Origin of the sequence: Microbacterium sp. Leaf203 (assembly GCF_001421275.1) — a bacterium.
GTDB classification, from domain to species: Bacteria; Actinomycetota; Actinomycetes; order Actinomycetales; family Microbacteriaceae; genus Microbacterium; species Microbacterium testaceum_A.
Genome location: NZ_LMKF01000031.1, coordinates 629,332 through 643,185 on the forward strand (window position 1 = coordinate 629,332; position 13,854 = coordinate 643,185).

The 13,854-nt window shown below is 71.4% G+C and carries 12 protein-coding genes and 1 tRNA gene; 7 read left to right on the forward strand and 6 right to left on the reverse strand.

What is annotated here, in order from left to right; translation table 11 throughout:
* Positions 1-7: 7 nt before the first annotated feature.
* Positions 8-1,027, reverse strand: coding sequence for a tRNA (adenine-N1)-methyltransferase (locus ASE56_RS15785; protein WP_056231956.1), 1,020 nt, complete (start codon positions 1,025-1,027; stop codon positions 8-10).
* Complete coding sequence (locus ASE56_RS15790; protein WP_056231959.1) at positions 1,024-1,722, reverse strand: HAD family phosphatase; 699 nt, start codon at positions 1,720-1,722, stop codon at positions 1,024-1,026. The genes ASE56_RS15785 and ASE56_RS15790 overlap by 4 nt, the downstream gene beginning before the upstream one ends.
* A 128-nt stretch (positions 1,723-1,850) precedes the next feature.
* On the opposite strand from ASE56_RS15790, the gene ASE56_RS15795 reads away from it, so the two are divergent.
* Entirely contained in the window at positions 1,851-2,717 is an 867-nt protein-coding gene (locus tag ASE56_RS15795; protein ID WP_056231963.1) for a PAC2 family protein, read from the forward strand.
* A 210-nt stretch (positions 2,718-2,927) separates the two neighbouring features.
* Here ASE56_RS15795 and ASE56_RS15800 read toward each other — a convergent pair whose 3' ends face one another.
* Both ASE56_RS15800 and ASE56_RS15805 read right to left on the reverse strand, forming a co-directional pair.
* Positions 2,928-3,773, reverse strand: coding sequence for an undecaprenyl-diphosphate phosphatase (locus tag ASE56_RS15800; RefSeq protein WP_056231968.1), 846 nt, complete (start codon positions 3,771-3,773; stop codon positions 2,928-2,930).
* A gap of 8 nt (positions 3,774-3,781) precedes the next feature.
* Positions 3,782-5,083, reverse strand: coding sequence for a M20/M25/M40 family metallo-hydrolase (locus ASE56_RS15805; RefSeq protein ID WP_056231971.1), 1,302 nt, complete (start codon positions 5,081-5,083; stop codon positions 3,782-3,784).
* 141 nt (positions 5,084-5,224) lie between these two features.
* Here ASE56_RS15805 and ASE56_RS15810 point away from each other — a divergent pair.
* From ASE56_RS15810 to ASE56_RS15835, 6 genes are all read left to right on the forward strand, one after another.
* Positions 5,225-5,310 (forward strand) — tRNA-Leu (locus ASE56_RS15810).
* Between the two features lie 204 nt (positions 5,311-5,514).
* Positions 5,515-6,459: a metal ABC transporter solute-binding protein, Zn/Mn family gene (locus ASE56_RS15815; RefSeq protein ID WP_056231976.1), complete on the forward strand. Its 945-nt coding sequence runs from the start codon at positions 5,515-5,517 to the stop codon at positions 6,457-6,459.
* Entirely contained in the window at positions 6,456-7,244 is a 789-nt protein-coding gene (locus tag ASE56_RS15820) for a metal ABC transporter ATP-binding protein (RefSeq protein ID WP_056231979.1), read from the forward strand. Before ASE56_RS15815 ends, ASE56_RS15820 begins: the two co-directional genes overlap by 4 nt.
* Entirely contained in the window at positions 7,241-8,110 is an 870-nt protein-coding gene (locus ASE56_RS15825; RefSeq protein WP_056231982.1) for a metal ABC transporter permease, read from the forward strand. Before ASE56_RS15820 ends, ASE56_RS15825 begins: the two co-directional genes overlap by 4 nt.
* Entirely contained in the window at positions 8,110-8,922 is an 813-nt protein-coding gene (locus ASE56_RS15830) for a metal ABC transporter permease (protein ID WP_056231986.1), read from the forward strand. The genes ASE56_RS15825 and ASE56_RS15830 overlap by 1 nt, the downstream gene beginning before the upstream one ends.
* Positions 8,923-9,072: 150 nt before the next feature.
* On the forward strand, positions 9,073-10,119 hold the full coding sequence (locus tag ASE56_RS15835) for an isopenicillin N synthase family oxygenase (protein WP_056231989.1): 1,047 nt from the start codon (positions 9,073-9,075) through the stop codon (positions 10,117-10,119).
* A 126-nt stretch (positions 10,120-10,245) separates the two neighbouring features.
* Here the strand turns inward: ASE56_RS15835 and ASE56_RS15840 are convergent, their stop codons facing one another.
* Together ASE56_RS15840 and ASE56_RS15845 are read right to left on the reverse strand one after the other, a co-directional pair.
* Positions 10,246-11,325, reverse strand: a complete 1,080-nt coding sequence (locus ASE56_RS15840) for a VIT1/CCC1 family protein (protein ID WP_056231992.1) — start codon at positions 11,323-11,325, stop codon at positions 10,246-10,248.
* Between the two features lie 202 nt (positions 11,326-11,527).
* Positions 11,528-13,687, reverse strand: coding sequence for a DEAD/DEAH box helicase family protein (locus tag ASE56_RS15845; RefSeq protein WP_235557017.1), 2,160 nt, complete (start codon positions 13,685-13,687; stop codon positions 11,528-11,530).
* Between the last annotated feature and the right edge of the window lie 167 nt (positions 13,688-13,854).

Below are 13,854 nucleotides of genomic sequence, written 5' to 3' on the forward strand. Positions count from 1 at the left end.
GATCAGTTTAGGCTGTCGAACCGGGCTCCTCCGACGAGGCGCCCGCGACGGACTGACGGACCCCCTCGGCGGACTTCTGCGCCTCGCGCACGCGCTTGCGCAGGTTCTTGTCGGTGATCTGGCGGTCGCCGACGGCACCGGGAGTCCACAGTTCGACGTCCTCGTCGCCGTAACTCGACTTCGAGGCGCGGCGCTTGACCTCGGGCGGGACGGCCCCCGGGGCGAGGCGGCGCGCGGTGATGAGGAAGCCCGTGTGAGCGACCATGCGGTGATCGGGGCGGACCGCGAGCCCTTCGACGTGCCACCCGCGGACCATGGTCTCGCTGGCATTCGGCTCGGTGAACAGTCCGGTGGCGCGGATGTACTCGGCGACACGGCTGAGCTGGGTGGCGGTGGCGATGTAGCAGAGCACCACGCCGCCGGGGGTCAGCGCGTCGGCCGCGGCGTCGATGCACTCCCAGGGCGCGAGCATGTCGAGCACGATGCGGTCGACCGAGGCCGGGGCCACGGCATCCGGGAGGCTCTCGACCAGATCGCCGACGACGACCTCCCACGTCGCGGGCATCTCGCCGTGGAACGTCTCGACGTTGGCGCGGGCGACGTCGGCGAACTCCTCGCGGCGCTCGAACGACAGCAGGCGACCGGCCGGACCGATCGCGCGCAGCAGCCACAGCGACAGCGCTCCGGAGCCGACACCGGCCTCCACGACCGTGGCGCCCGGGAAGATGTCGGCCTGCGCGAGGATCTGCGCGGCGTCCTTGGGGTAGACGATCGCGGCGCCGCGCGGCATCGACATGACGAAGTCGCGCAGCAGCGGGCGCACGGCCAGGTAGTCGTGCCCGGAGCTGTTGGTCACCACGCTGCCGTCGGGCTGGCCGACCAGCAGCTCGTGCTTCAGCACGCCGTTGTGGGTGTGCAGTTCGCCCGCCTCGCGCAGGGTGATGGTGTGCATGCGGCCCTTGGGGCCCGTCAGCTGCACCCGGTCGCCGACCCGGAAGGGGCCGCTCAGGTGGGGGGTCTCGCTCATCGGGTGACTCGTGTCTCTTCGGGGTGGATCGGGGTGTGGGCGGCGTGGAGCGCCCGCAGGTCGGAGGTCGTGCGGCCCTCAAGGCTCGGCCACAGCGCGTGCGCCCCGAGCCCCTCGAGGGGCACCATGAGGGGCACGCCCAGCGACACGGCACCGCTCGCGAGGGCGGAGCGCAGACCGTTCGGCGAGTCCTCGATCGCCACGGTGTCGCGGATGTCGACGCCGAGCGCCGCGGCCGCCTGCAGGTACGGGTCGGGGTACGGCTTCGGGCGTTCGACGTCGTCGCCGGCGACCACGAGGTCGAAGGCCGGGAAGTCGACGAGCTCCACCACCGACAGCGCCATACGGCGCATCGACATCGTGACGAGGGCGGTCTTGACGCCCGAGGCGCGCAGATCGGCGAGGAGCTCGCGGGCACCGGGGCGGAACGGCACACCCGTCACGGCGAGCTGGCGCTGCACCTCGTCGGTCAGGTACGAGATGATCTCGTCGACGCCCCAGGGCACGCCCGCGTTCTGCAGCAGCCGGGCGGAGTCCTCGAGGGCCAGGCCGACCATCCCGAGCGCCTGCTCGTGCGACCAGGTCCCCCCGAAGCGCTCCACGAGCGGGGTCTCCGCGGCCATCCAGTACGGCTCGGTGTCAACGAGCGTGCCGTCCATGTCCCAGAGGACGGCGGCGGGAGCGGGGGAAGTCATCGCTCCATCCTATTGAGGGCCCGGTGCGCACCCGTCCGGCCCCCGTGCCGTTCGCCGGGCGGGACCGGCTCGCTCTCCGCGGGTGCGCCTATTCTGGAAGCCAGCCCCGACGGGGCAGAGGAGGTTGCGTGGACGCACTGGGTCGCCGGATCATCGTCGCCGCGTTCGACGGGTGGAACGATGCCGGAGAAGCCGCATCGGCGGCGGCATCGATGCTGCGCGCCGATGTGGAGTACGAGGTCGTCCACTCGGTGGACCCCGAGCTGTACTTCGATTACCAGTACACCCGCCCCCAGGTCGGATTGGATGCCGAGGGCCGCCGCACCCTCACCTGGCCCGAGGCCACGCTCCTGCGTCCCGTGAAGCGCTCCGACGACGCCGAGATCTGGCTGCTGGTCGGGGTGGAGCCCGCGCGAGCCTGGCAGGCGTTCGCCGCCGAGTTCATCGACGTCGCCCTGCGCGAGGACGTCACGGGCTTCGTCGCCCTCGGATCGATGATGTCCGACGTTCCGCACACGCGCCCCATCTCGGTCTTCGCGGGCAGCGACAACGAGGGCGTGCGCCAGAGCCTGGGCCTCGAGCGGAGCCTGTACGAGGGGCCGGTCGGCATCCTGAGCGCCATCGGCCATGTCTCGGAGACCGTGGGCATCCCGACCGCGAGCCTCTGGGCGAGCGTTCCCCACTACGTCGCCGGGCACACCCCCTCGCCCAAGGCCACGCTCGCCCTGCTCGAGAAGCTCGAGTCGATCACCGGCATCGCGGTCCCGCGCGGAGACCTCGAGAACGAGTCGCGCCTGTGGGAAGCCTCGATCGACGCGGCCGCGGCCGACGACGACGAGATGAGCGAGTACATCCGCCAGCTCGAGCAGACCCGTGACACGTGGGACTCGCCCGAAGCCTCGGGGGACGCGATCGCCCAGGAGTTCGAGCGCTACCTGCGCCGCGGCGGCGACGGCCCCACCAAACCCGGACGCGACGACCCGCCCCGACGCTGAGCGGGAGGGTCGGCGACGACTCCCCCGGTCCCTCGACAGGCTCAGGGACCTTCTGCGGTGCGCTCCGGTGGCCGTGCCGTTCGACGCCACCGCAAGCCGCGCGCGCGAGCCGGGGCGACCGAGCCCGTCGAAGCCACCGGACCCCACGGCCCGCCCGCACACGACGAAGGCGCCGCCCCGAACGGGACGACGCCTTCGCGGCATCCGGGGTCAGCCGGTGATGGCCGAGTACGCCGGCAGCACACCGAGGGTCAACAGCATCATGATGAGCACGCCGAGAGCGACGCGGTAGATCACGAAGGGCAGGAAGCTGCCGCGCTTGAGGTACTGCATGAGGAAGGCGATGACGACGTACCCGACGACGAACGCGATGATCGTCGCGATCGCGGTCTCACCCAGGCTGTACGGGCCGGTGCCCTCGTCGAAGCTCTTGTACAGCTCGAAGAAGCCGCTGGCGAAGACCGCCGGCACCGCGAGGAGGAACGAGTACTCCGCGGCCGCCGTGCGCTTGTACCCGAGGGCGCGACCGAGGGTCGTGGTCGCCCCCGAACGGGAGACGCCGGGGACGAGCGCGAGGGCCTGAGCGACACCGAAGGCGATGCCGTGCGGGTACGTCAGGTCGTCGAGGTCGCGACGGCGCTTTCCGTAGTGGTCGGCGAGGCCGAGCAGGATGCCGAACACGATCAGCACCACCGCGGTGATCCACAGGCTGCGGAAATTATCGCGGATGAGGCTCTGCAGGAGCACACCCAGCAGCGCGATCGGCAGCGTGCCGATGATGACGAGCCACCCCATGCGGGCGTCGGGGTCGGTGCGCGGCACCTTGCCGGTGAGCGAGCCGAACCAGCGCGAGATGACGCGCACGATCTTCCTGCGGAAGTAGATCAGCACGGCGAGCTCGGTGCCGATCTGCGTGATCGCGGTGAAGGTCGCACCCGGGTCGGTCTTCGACGGGAGGAACTCTCCGACGATGCGGAGGTGGGCGCTGGAGGAGATGGGGAGGAACTCGGTCAGGCCCTGGACGAGCCCGAGGATGATGACCTCGAAGATGTGCATGCGGTCCTTCAGTACGTGCGGATGAGGTCGGCGAGAACTCGCTGACCGAAGGAGAGCGCGTCGATCGGGACGCGCTCGTCGACACCGTGGAACATCCCGGTGAAGTCGAGACCGGCGGGCAGACGCAGCGGCGCGAATCCGTAACCTGCGATGCCGAGGGTCGACAGCGCCTTGTTGTCGGTGCCCCCGCCCATGAGGTACGGCAGGACGGGCACGCCCGGGTCGTGACGGCCGAGCTGAGCGACCATCGCGTCGACCAGGTCGCCCGAGAACGGCACCTCGAGCCCGATGTCCTGGTGGACGATCTCGATCTCGACGTCGGGGCCGATGATGCGGCGGATGTCGGCCAAGGCCGCCTCCTCGGTGCCGGGCAGCACCCGCACGTCGATGAGCGCCTCGGCACGGTCGGGGATGACGTTGTGCTTGTACCCGGCGGTGAGACCGGTCGGGTTCGTCGTGGTGCGCAGGGTCGAGCGGATGAAGCTGGATGCCGCGCCGGTGCGCAGGGCGAGCGCGTCGGGGTCGCCCGCGTCGTCACCGGTGATCTCGGCCAGACCTTGGAGGAGCTGGGCGGTCGTGTCGGTCAGGCGGATCGGCCACTCGGTGCGACCGAGGGCCGCGACGGCCTCGGCGAGCTTCGTGACGGCGTTGTCGGCGTGCAGGCCGCTGCCGTGGCCCGCACGGCCTCGGGCGACGAGCTTGATCCACACGAGAGCCTTCTCGCCCACCTGGAGCAGGTACGCGCGGCGGTCGCCGACGGCGATCGAGTACCCGCCGACCTCGCTGATGGCCTCGGTCGCGCCGGCGAACCATTCGGGCCGGTCGCGGATGACGAGCGCCGAGCCCTCGACGCCGCCGTTCTCCTCGTCGGCGAAGAACGTGACGATGATGTCGCGCTCGGGCTGCTCCCCCGCGCGGAGCACGTCGGCCACGGCGGTGAGGATCATGGCATCCATGTCCTTCATGTCCACCGCCCCACGACCCCACAGCACGCCGTCGCGGATCTCGCCGGCGAACGGATCGACGCTCCAGTCGGCGGCGACGGCGGGCACCACGTCGAGGTGGCCGTGGAGGATCAGGGCGGGCTTGTCGGGATTACGACCCGGGATGCGGGCGCAGACGTTGGTGCGGCGGTCGACGGGCTCGTAGTACTCGACCTCGAGACCGAGGGCTTCGAGGTACGCGCCGACGTACTGGGCCGCCTCGCGCTCGCCCTCGGCACGGCCCCCGCCGTAGTTCGAGGTGTCGAACCGGATGAGCTCGCGCGCGACGCGGGCGACCTCGGGGATGTCGGATTCGAGCTCGGGCATGCGCACTACGGTACCGGGGACGAGCGTCGCAGCCCGCCGCGCGTCGCCCCGAGACGCGCCCGGGAAGCGGCACCGATTCGAGGCGGGGTCGGGAGCGTGGTAATGTCGTTCTTCGTTGCGAAAGCAGCAAAACACCCAGATGCGCGGGTGGCGGAATAGGTAGACGCGCTAGCTTGAGGTGCTAGTGCCCTTTAACGGGCGTGGGGGTTCAAGTCCCCCCTCGCGCACACATGAGAAAGACCCCCCGGGTTCGCCCCGGGGGGTCTTCTTCGTTTCTGCGCCGGGTAGCGCTCGCAGCCCGCGTGGGGGTCCGCGCGCGTTCAGGGAACCGATAGCCGCCGCCTCCTCTCGGCATAGCCTCCCTCCCTACCTTCCTTCGTGATAACGGTTCTCATTCCCGGAGAACCGATCGTGAAGGGACACCGACCTCCATGAAGACAGCGCGCACCGTCGTCGCCGCCACCGCCTCCGCCTCGCTCCTGACCCTGGTCCTCGCCGGGTGTGCGACAGGCACATCGTCGACCGCTCCCGCCGCGACCGCCGACTCGAGCCCGAAGATCACGGTCGTCGCCGGCGAGAACGAGTACGCCGACGTCGTGCAGCAGATCGGCGGAGATCGCGTCGACGTCTCGGCGATCCTGAGCGACCCCAACACCGATCCGCACACGTTCGAGGCGAGCGCGAGCGTGGCCAAGGAGATCGCCGGCGCGAAACTCATCGTGCAGAACGGTCTCGGCTACGACGACTTCATGTCCGATCTCGAAAAGGCCTCCCCCGACGACAGCCGATCGGTGATCGTGGCACAGGACGTGCTGGGCCTTCCCGACAGCACCGACAACCCCCATCTCTGGTACGACCCGAAGACCATGCCCGCGGTCGCCAAGGCCGTGGCCGACACGCTCAGCGAGCTCGACCCGGCGAGCGCCGACGCGTTCCACGCGAACCTCGCCACCTTCACCGCGTCCCTGTCGGACTGGACCGACGCGCTCTCGGCGTTCGCGGAGGACCACCCGAAGACACCCGTCGCGGTGACCGAGCCCGTCGCGGACTTCATGCTGGACGCAGCGGATGCCGACGTCGAGACGCCGTGGAACCTGCAGGCGGCGATCATGAACGACACCGATCCCTCGGCGCAGGACTCCGCGACGCAGGACGCCCTCTTCACCGGCAAGCAGGTGAAGGTGTTCCTCTACAACCAGCAGGTCACCGACGACACGACCGACAAGTACCTGCAGCTCGCCAAGGACAACGGCATCCCGGTGGTCGGCGTGTACGAGACGATGCCGGCGAACCACCACTACCAGGACTGGATGCTCGACGAGGTGAAGGCTGTCGAGACCGCCGTCACCCAGGGCGCCTCCACCGAGCACCTGTGAGCGAGGCGTCCCCGCTCCGCGATCCCGACGTCGTCCTCCGGGCGCGCGGGATCGCGGTGCGTCTCGGTGGCAGGACCGTCCTCGACGACGTCGACCTCGACGTGCCGCCGGGGGCGATCGTCGGGCTGATCGGAGCGAACGGCGCGGGCAAGACCACCCTGCTCCGGGTGCTGCTCGGCATCCTGCGCCCTCAGGCGGGAGGGGTGCGGCGTCCGGATCGACGCGCGGGCATCGGGTACGTGCCGCAGAAGATCAGCCTCGACCCGCAGGCGCCGCTGCGCGCCCGCGATGTCGTGATGCTCGGTCTCGACGGGGCTCGGCTCGGCATCCCTCTCGGTCGGCGTCGCCTGCGCGGGGCGGTCGACGCTGCGCTGGCACAGGTGGGCGCGTCGGATTTCGCCGACGCGCGGGTGGGCGAACTCTCGGGCGGACAGCAGCAGCGCGTCCTGCTCGCGCACGCGATCGTGAGCCGTCCGACGCTGCTGTTGCTGGACGAGCCGCTCGCGAGCCTCGACCCAGTGAGCGCGAGAGACGTGGTCGACCTCCTCGACGACCTGCGGCGCCGCTCGAACGTGGCGATCGTGGTCACGGCGCACGATCTGACCCTGCTGCTGCCCGTGCTCCACCGCGTCGCCTACCTCGCGGGAGGGCGCGCCGCCGTGGGCACTCCCGCCGAGGTGGTGCGCGACGACGTGCTGAGCGCGCTGTACCGCTCGCCGATGCGGGTGATCGAGACGGCCGGGCGCACCTTCGTCGTCGCCGACGACGCCGTGACGCACGCGTGAGCGGGGTGCTCTCGGCGTTCTTCGCGAGCCCGACGGTGCAGACGGCTCTCGCGGTCGGAACCGTGGTCGCCGTGGTGTCGAGCGTCGTCGGGGTGTTCACGATCGCGCGGGGTCAGTCCTTCGCCGGTCACGCGCTCGCCGACCTGGGTGCGGTCGGGGGGTCGGCGGCGTTTCTGCTCGGCGTGAGCCAACTGTGGGGGTTCGTCCTCGCGGGGGTGATCTCGGCGATCGCGATGGAGGCGATCGGCACCCGGCGACTGGAGGGGCGCGATGTGGCCACGGGCATCGTCTTCGGTGCGGGCATGGGGCTGACCGCCCTGTTCCTGACCCTCGACACCCTCATCGGCGGATCCAGCAACGCCGCGATCTCGGTGCTGTTCGGCTCGCTGTTCTCCCTCGACAGCGCCCTCGTGCCCGTCATCGTCGCGCTGGGCGCGGTCACCCTCGCGATCATGACGGCGATCTGGCGGTGGGTGGCACTGGAGACCCTCGACCGCGATCTGGCCGCTGCGCGCGGTGTCCCCCCGAGAACGGCGAGCACGCTCTTCCTCGTCGCCCTCGCCCTCGCCGTCCAGTTGTCGTCCCTGTCGATCGGGGCGATCCTCTCGACCGCACTGCTGATCGGACCCGCCGCGACCGCGCTGCTGTTCACGCGGCGTCTGAGCACGGCAGCGGCGCTCGCCGCGGTCATCGCGGTGGTCGAGGTGTGGCTGGGGTGCCTGGTGGCCTTCGCGAGTTTCGACTGGTTCGGGGGCAGCAGCTGGCCCGTCAGTTTCACGATCGTCGCGGCGGTGTTCCTCGGGTACGTCGGGGCGCGTATCGTGACGGCCCTGCGTCCCTTCGGGCATCGGATGGCGGTGGGGTGATGTTCGCGCCGTACCTGATGACCGCGTGGGCGGGAGGGACGATCGTGGCGCTGGTCGCCGGCATCGTCGGCTTCTTCGTCGTGCTGCGCGGCAACGCCTTCTTCGCCCATGCCGTGCCGCACGGGGCGTTCGCCGGGGCGGCGGGGGCCGTCCTCGTCGGGGTCAACCCGCTGGTCGGACTCGGTGTCTTCGCCGCGGGCGGGGCGGTGGGCATCGTGCTCCTCGGGCGCCGGGCGCGGCACGATGTCGTCACGGCCCTGACGCTGGTGACGATGCTCGCGCTCGGCGCCCTGTTCCTCAGCCGCTCGCGCGAGTACTCGGCGCAGGTCTTCGCCCTGTTGTTCGGCCAGATCCTCGGGGTGTCGCACGATCAGCTCGCCACGATGGGCCTGCTCGGAGTCTGCTGTCTCGCGCTCGTCGCGCCCATCGCGCGGCCCCTGCTGCTGGCATCCGTCTCGCCCGCCCTCGCCGCGGCGCGCGGAATACGCGTCACGGGAGTGGACCTCGCGTTCGCCCTCGTGATCGCCGCGGCGACGACGGTGAGCGTGCCGATGGTGGGCGCACTGTTGATGTTCGCGCTGCTCGTCGGTCCCCCGGCGGCGGCGCAGTCTCTCGCGCGCACACCCGGGCAGGGGATGGCCCTCTCGGTCGCCCTCACGCTCGGCACGGTCTGGACGTCGATCGCGCTGTCGGTCGGCACCGACCTGCCGATCGGTTTCTTCGCCACGGCCATCGGGGCGCTGCTGTACGCGGGGGCACGCGTGGCGGCGCGTCGCCGTCGTCGCCGGGAGGGACGATCCCGGATGCCGTGACCCGGCGCCGTGACCCCGTGCGATTCGACCACGTGCGACGCGACCAGGTGCGGTGCCCTCGCGGTGACGATGCGAACGACACGCGCCGCGTCACGCCGCCCGTGACGGTGCGGAAACACCCGCGTGACATCGGCCGCTTAGCGTCGGGGCATGCCTGCGTTCTCCGTGCCGACGATCGACATCTCCGCCTGGGTGGGTCCCGGCTCCCCCGACGCGCGCGCCGCAGTGGTCGCCGCGGTCGACCACGCGTGTCGCACCGTGGGCTTCATGCAGGTGGTGGGTCATGGCATCCCGGATGCCGTCATCTCGGAGCTGACGGAAGGGCTCGACGAATTCTTCGCCCTGCCCCTGGAGGCCAAGAAGGCGTACGTGCGGCCCGCGTCCGAGAATCGCGGGTACAGCCCGCCGAAGAGCGAGTCCCTGAGCTACAGCCTCGGCGTCGATCCGGTGACGCGGATGAACGACTTCTTCGAGGCGTTCAACGTGGGGACCTCGGCCGCCGAGTACCCGGGGAGCACCGCGACGCCGGCGGACTACGCCGAGAACACCTGGCCCGCCGAGACGCGCATCTTCGAACCGGCCGTCCGCGCTTACGACGGCGAGGCGCGACGTGTCGCACAGACTCTGACGCGGATCTTCGCGGCAGCCCTCCGGGTGCCCGACGACTTCTTCGACGACGTGACCGATCACTCCATCGACGTGCTGCGCATGAACAACTACGCCCTCCCGCCGGGCTCGATCGAGCTGGGGGCGGAGCTGACCGGCATGGGCGAACACACCGACTTCGGTCTCGTCACCGTGCTCTGGGCGGATCAGGTCGCGGGACTCCAGGTGCTCGGCCAGGACGGCTCGTGGAACGACGTCTCGCCCGCCCGAGGCGCTCTGCTCGTCAATCTCGGTGATGTCGCGGCACGCCTGACGAACGACCGGTGGATGTCGACCCTGCACCGGGTGAAGCCACCGGTTGTCGACGGCACGATCGAGCGCCGACGGTCGGCGGCGTTCTTCCACGACGGCAACGCGGACGCCGTGATCGCCCCGCTCCCCCACTTCGTCTCGGCCGAGGCCCCGGCGCTGTACGAGCCGGTGACGGTGCGCGAGCACATCGCCGCCAAGCTCGCCGGCTCGCGGGCGGGGCGGAAGAACGTCGGCGCCGCGCGCGAGGCCGCCCGGGTGACGGCGGCGAGCCGGGGCTGAGCGCGACGCGACAGCGGGGCCGCGGGCGGGGGTCGAGCGCGACGCGACCGCGGGGCACCGGCGGCGTGGTCGGGAGGTGAGCGCCGCGCGGCGGGCGCTGCCCCGAGGGCAGCGCCCCTCGCCGCGTCAGCCCGCCGACACGCCGAACAGCAGGCCGAGCACGTAGGTGACCGCGGCCGCGCCGAACCCGATCGCGAGCTGGCGGAGTCCCCGCTTGATCGGCGAGGCGCCCGAGAGCAGACCGACCATGGCGCCGGTGCCGATCAGCGCGATGCCGACGAGGCCCAGCGCGAGAGCCACGGCCGGGAAGCCGGCCATGCCGAAGATCCACGGCAGTACCGGGATGATCGCGCCCGAGGCGAAGAACAGGAAGCTCGACAGGGCCGCGCCCCAGGCGCTACCGACGACCTCGTGCGACGACTCCCCCGGGGCGGCTGCGGCGGGTGCGGTACCGGCCTGCGCCGCGGTGACCACGTCGCGGGCCTTGTCGAGAGCGGCATCCGGATCCATCCCGCGCGTGCGGTAGACGAGCGCGAGCTCGTTGGCATCCAGGTCGAGGTGAGGAAGAGCGGAGTCGGCGAAGTCGCTCTCCTCGGTGGCTTCGAGCAGCTCGCGCTGCGACCGCACCGAGACGAACTCCCCCGCGCCCATCGACAGGGCGCCGGCGAGCAGGCCCGCGATACCGCTGAAGAGCACGAAGCTGGGGGCCACGCCGGTCGCCCCGACGCCCATCACCAGGGCGAGGTTCGACACGAGACCGTCGTTCGCACCGAAGACGGCGGCGCGGAAGGTGCCCGAGAGGCGTCGGCGCCCGCGCGCGGCGAGACCGCGGACGACTTCGTGGTGCACGCGTTCGTCGGCGGCCATCGCGGGGGTCGCGTAGGGCTCGTCGGCGTAGGGCGAGCGGGCCTCGGCGTTCTGCGCGAGGGCGAGCACGAAGATCGAGCCGAAGCGGCGGGCCATCCACGCCAGGAGGCGGGTGCCGATGCCCGGCGCGGGCAGGCGCTTGGGCGCTTCGCCGAGGAGATCGACCCAGTGCTGCTCGTGGCGGCCCTCGGCCTCGGCGAGGGCGAGCAGGATGTCGCGTTCCTCCCCGGTGCGGCGCGAGGCGAGCTCGCGGTACACGCGCGCCTCGGCGCGTTCGTCGACGAGATAGCGCGCCCAGCGGCGGCGATCGCGGGCGGTGGGTGTGGCGGGGGTCGTCACGGGTGCTCCTTCGGGTCGTCCCCACCGTAGTGAGGCGGGTTCACCCCCTCGGGCGCGTCGGCCCACACTGACAGCATTTCGGCCCCCCGAAGGCCGGAAAGACGCGAATGCCGAGGGCTCGGTGCCAGCATTTCGGGGTCGCGAAACCGGGGGTCGCGGGCGGCGGGGAGGCGGGGCGGGGCCGAGCCGTTCCGGATCCGGGTCAGGAGTGCACGCGCTTGCGCAGCACGTCGATGCGCGCCTGCAGCTGCGCGACCGTCGCGTGCGAGACGGCGGGGCCGCCGCAGATGCGGCGGAGCTCGGCGTGCACCAGGCCGTGCGGCTCGCCGCTCTGGCGGGCGTACAGACCGACCATCGTGTTGAGCAACTGGCGCTGCTCCTTGAGGGTGCGGTGCAGAGGCGCCGGGAGCCCGCCGTCGTCGACCGAGGGCGGCTCACCGCTCTCCTTCTCGGTCGCCTCGCGGGTGGAGCGGTGGCGCGACTGCCGCGTCGCCCGCGACATGAGCACCTCGTGCACCTGTTCGGGTTCGAGAAGACCCGGGATGCCGAGGAACTCCTCCTCCTCGATGGTTCCCGGAACCGCGAGCTGGCCGAACTCCTGCCCGTCGAACAGCACGCGGTCGAAGTGCGCGAGCGAGCCGAGCGCCTGGTACTCGAATTCCTGCTCGAGCGCGTCGGAGGCTTTGTCCTCGCGCTCGGCGGCATCCATCATGTCTTCTTCGGCGTTCCACTGGTCTTCCGCGTCGCTGTCACGGTCGAGGGCGTGGTCGCGCTGCGCCTCCATCTCGCCGGCGAGGGCGAGCAGCTGCGGGACGTTCGGCAGGAACACGCTCGCGGTCTCACCGCGGCGGCGTGCGCGCACGAAACGGCCGATGGCCTGGGCGAAGAACAGCGGCGTCGACGCGCTCGTGGCGTACACGCCGACGGCGAGGCGCGGGACGTCGACGCCCTCGGACACCATGCGCACGGCGACCATCCAGCGGCTCGTGCCCTTCGAGAACGTCTCGATGCGTCCCGATGCTTCGGCCTCGTCCGAGAGCACGATGGTGACCTTCTCACCGCTGATGTCCTCGAGGATGGCGGCGTAGGCGCGCGCGGCGGTCTGATCCGTCGCGATGACCAGGCCACCGGCATCCGGAACCGTCTCGCGCACCTCGGTGAGGCGGCGGTCGGCGGAGCGCAGGACCGCGGGGATCCAGTCGCCGTTCGGATCGAGCGCCGTGCGCCAGGCCTGCGAGGTGATGTCCTTGGTGTTGTCCTGGCCGAGCTGGGCCTCCATCTCCTCGCCCGCCTTGGTGCGCCAGCGCATCTGACCGGCATAGACGAGGAAGAAGACGGGGCGCACGACCCCGTCGTCGAGGGCACGGCGGTAGCCGTAGGCGTAGTCGGTGCGCGAGAGGCGGATGCCCTTCGAGTTCGGGTGGTACTCCACGAACGGGATGGGCGCGGTGTCGCTGCGGAACGGGGTTCCCGACAGCAGCAGGCGGCGCGTCGCGCGGTTGTAGGCCTCGCGCAGGGCGTCGCCCCAGCTGAGCGCGTCGCCACCGTGGTGCACCTCGTCGAGGATCACGAGGGTCCGGGCATCCATGGTGAGGCGCTGGTGCACCTCGGCCTTCACCGCGACCTGCGCGTACGTGACCGCGACGCCGTGGTACTGCCGCGAGGGCGTGGCGTGCCGGTTGGAGAAGAACGGATCGAGCCGGATGCCGACACGCGCGGCCGCCTCGGCCCACTGGGTCTTGAGGTGCTCGGTGGGGGCGACGACGACGATGCGGTCGACCACGCGACGACGCATGAGCTCGGACGCGAGACGAAGGGCGAAGGTCGTCTTACCGGCCCCCGGGGTGGCCGCCGCGAGGAAGTCGCGCGGACCCTTGCCGACGCCGTCGGGCCCGTCGGAGCCGAAGTACTGATCCAGCGCCTCGGCCTGCCAGGCGCGCAGGCGCTGCGCGGTTCCCCATGGCGCGCGCTGCGGGAACGACGGCGAGAGGTGCTCGGCGGCGAAGGAGCCGAAGTGCGGCTCGACCCCGTCGAGAGCAGGGTCGGGAATCGCCCCGGGCGCCGGTTCGTCGGCGACGGGCGCGGTCGCGTGGGACGGGTCGACGACGGGGGCCGCGGCGGCGGGCGCGGATGCCGGGACGGCGGGCGCGGAGGAGCTCGTGACTGGACCGGGGGTGGCAACCGGACCGGGGTTGGCGACGGGACCCGGGCTGGCAACGGGACCGGGGGTGGCAACGGGACCCGGGCTGGCAACCGGGCCGGGGCTCGCGACCGGGCCGGGAGAGGCGATGCGCGGAGTCGCCGCTTCGGCGGCCGGGCTCGTGTGCGGGAGGGCCGAGGTGCGGGCTTCTTCTTCCAGCATCGAACCTCCATCCTTCGCGAGCGCGAACATCCACGATAGGCGACAGCGAAGCCCGCCACGCCCGACCCGGAGGCGGATACGTGGCACCACCGGCCATAAACGCGATTCGTACCGAGAAACGCGTGCAGACCGCATTTCTGCGTGCGGGTCACGTTCATGAGCGAGCT

Bases quoted from the DNA above. Each gene is read 5' to 3' on its own strand.
- ASE56_RS15785 (WP_056231956.1), bottom strand. From the start codon at position 1,027: ATGAGCGAGACCCCCCACCTGAGCGGCCCCTTCCGGGTCGGCGACCGG.
- ASE56_RS15790 (WP_056231959.1), bottom strand. From the start codon at position 1,722: ATGACTTCCCCCGCTCCCGCCGCCGTCCTCTGGGACATGGACGGCACG.
- ASE56_RS15800 (WP_056231968.1), bottom strand. From the start codon at position 3,773: ATGCACATCTTCGAGGTCATCATCCTCGGGCTCGTCCAGGGCCTGACC.
- ASE56_RS15805 (WP_056231971.1), bottom strand. From the start codon at position 5,083: ATGCCCGAGCTCGAATCCGACATCCCCGAGGTCGCCCGCGTCGCGCGC.
- ASE56_RS15815 (WP_056231976.1), top strand. From the start codon at position 5,515: ATGAAGACAGCGCGCACCGTCGTCGCCGCCACCGCCTCCGCCTCGCTC.
- ASE56_RS15830 (WP_056231986.1), top strand. From the start codon at position 8,110: ATGTTCGCGCCGTACCTGATGACCGCGTGGGCGGGAGGGACGATCGTG.
- ASE56_RS15835 (WP_056231989.1), top strand. From the start codon at position 9,073: ATGCCTGCGTTCTCCGTGCCGACGATCGACATCTCCGCCTGGGTGGGT.
- ASE56_RS15845 (WP_235557017.1), bottom strand. From the start codon at position 13,687: ATGCTGGAAGAAGAAGCCCGCACCTCGGCCCTCCCGCACACGAGCCCG.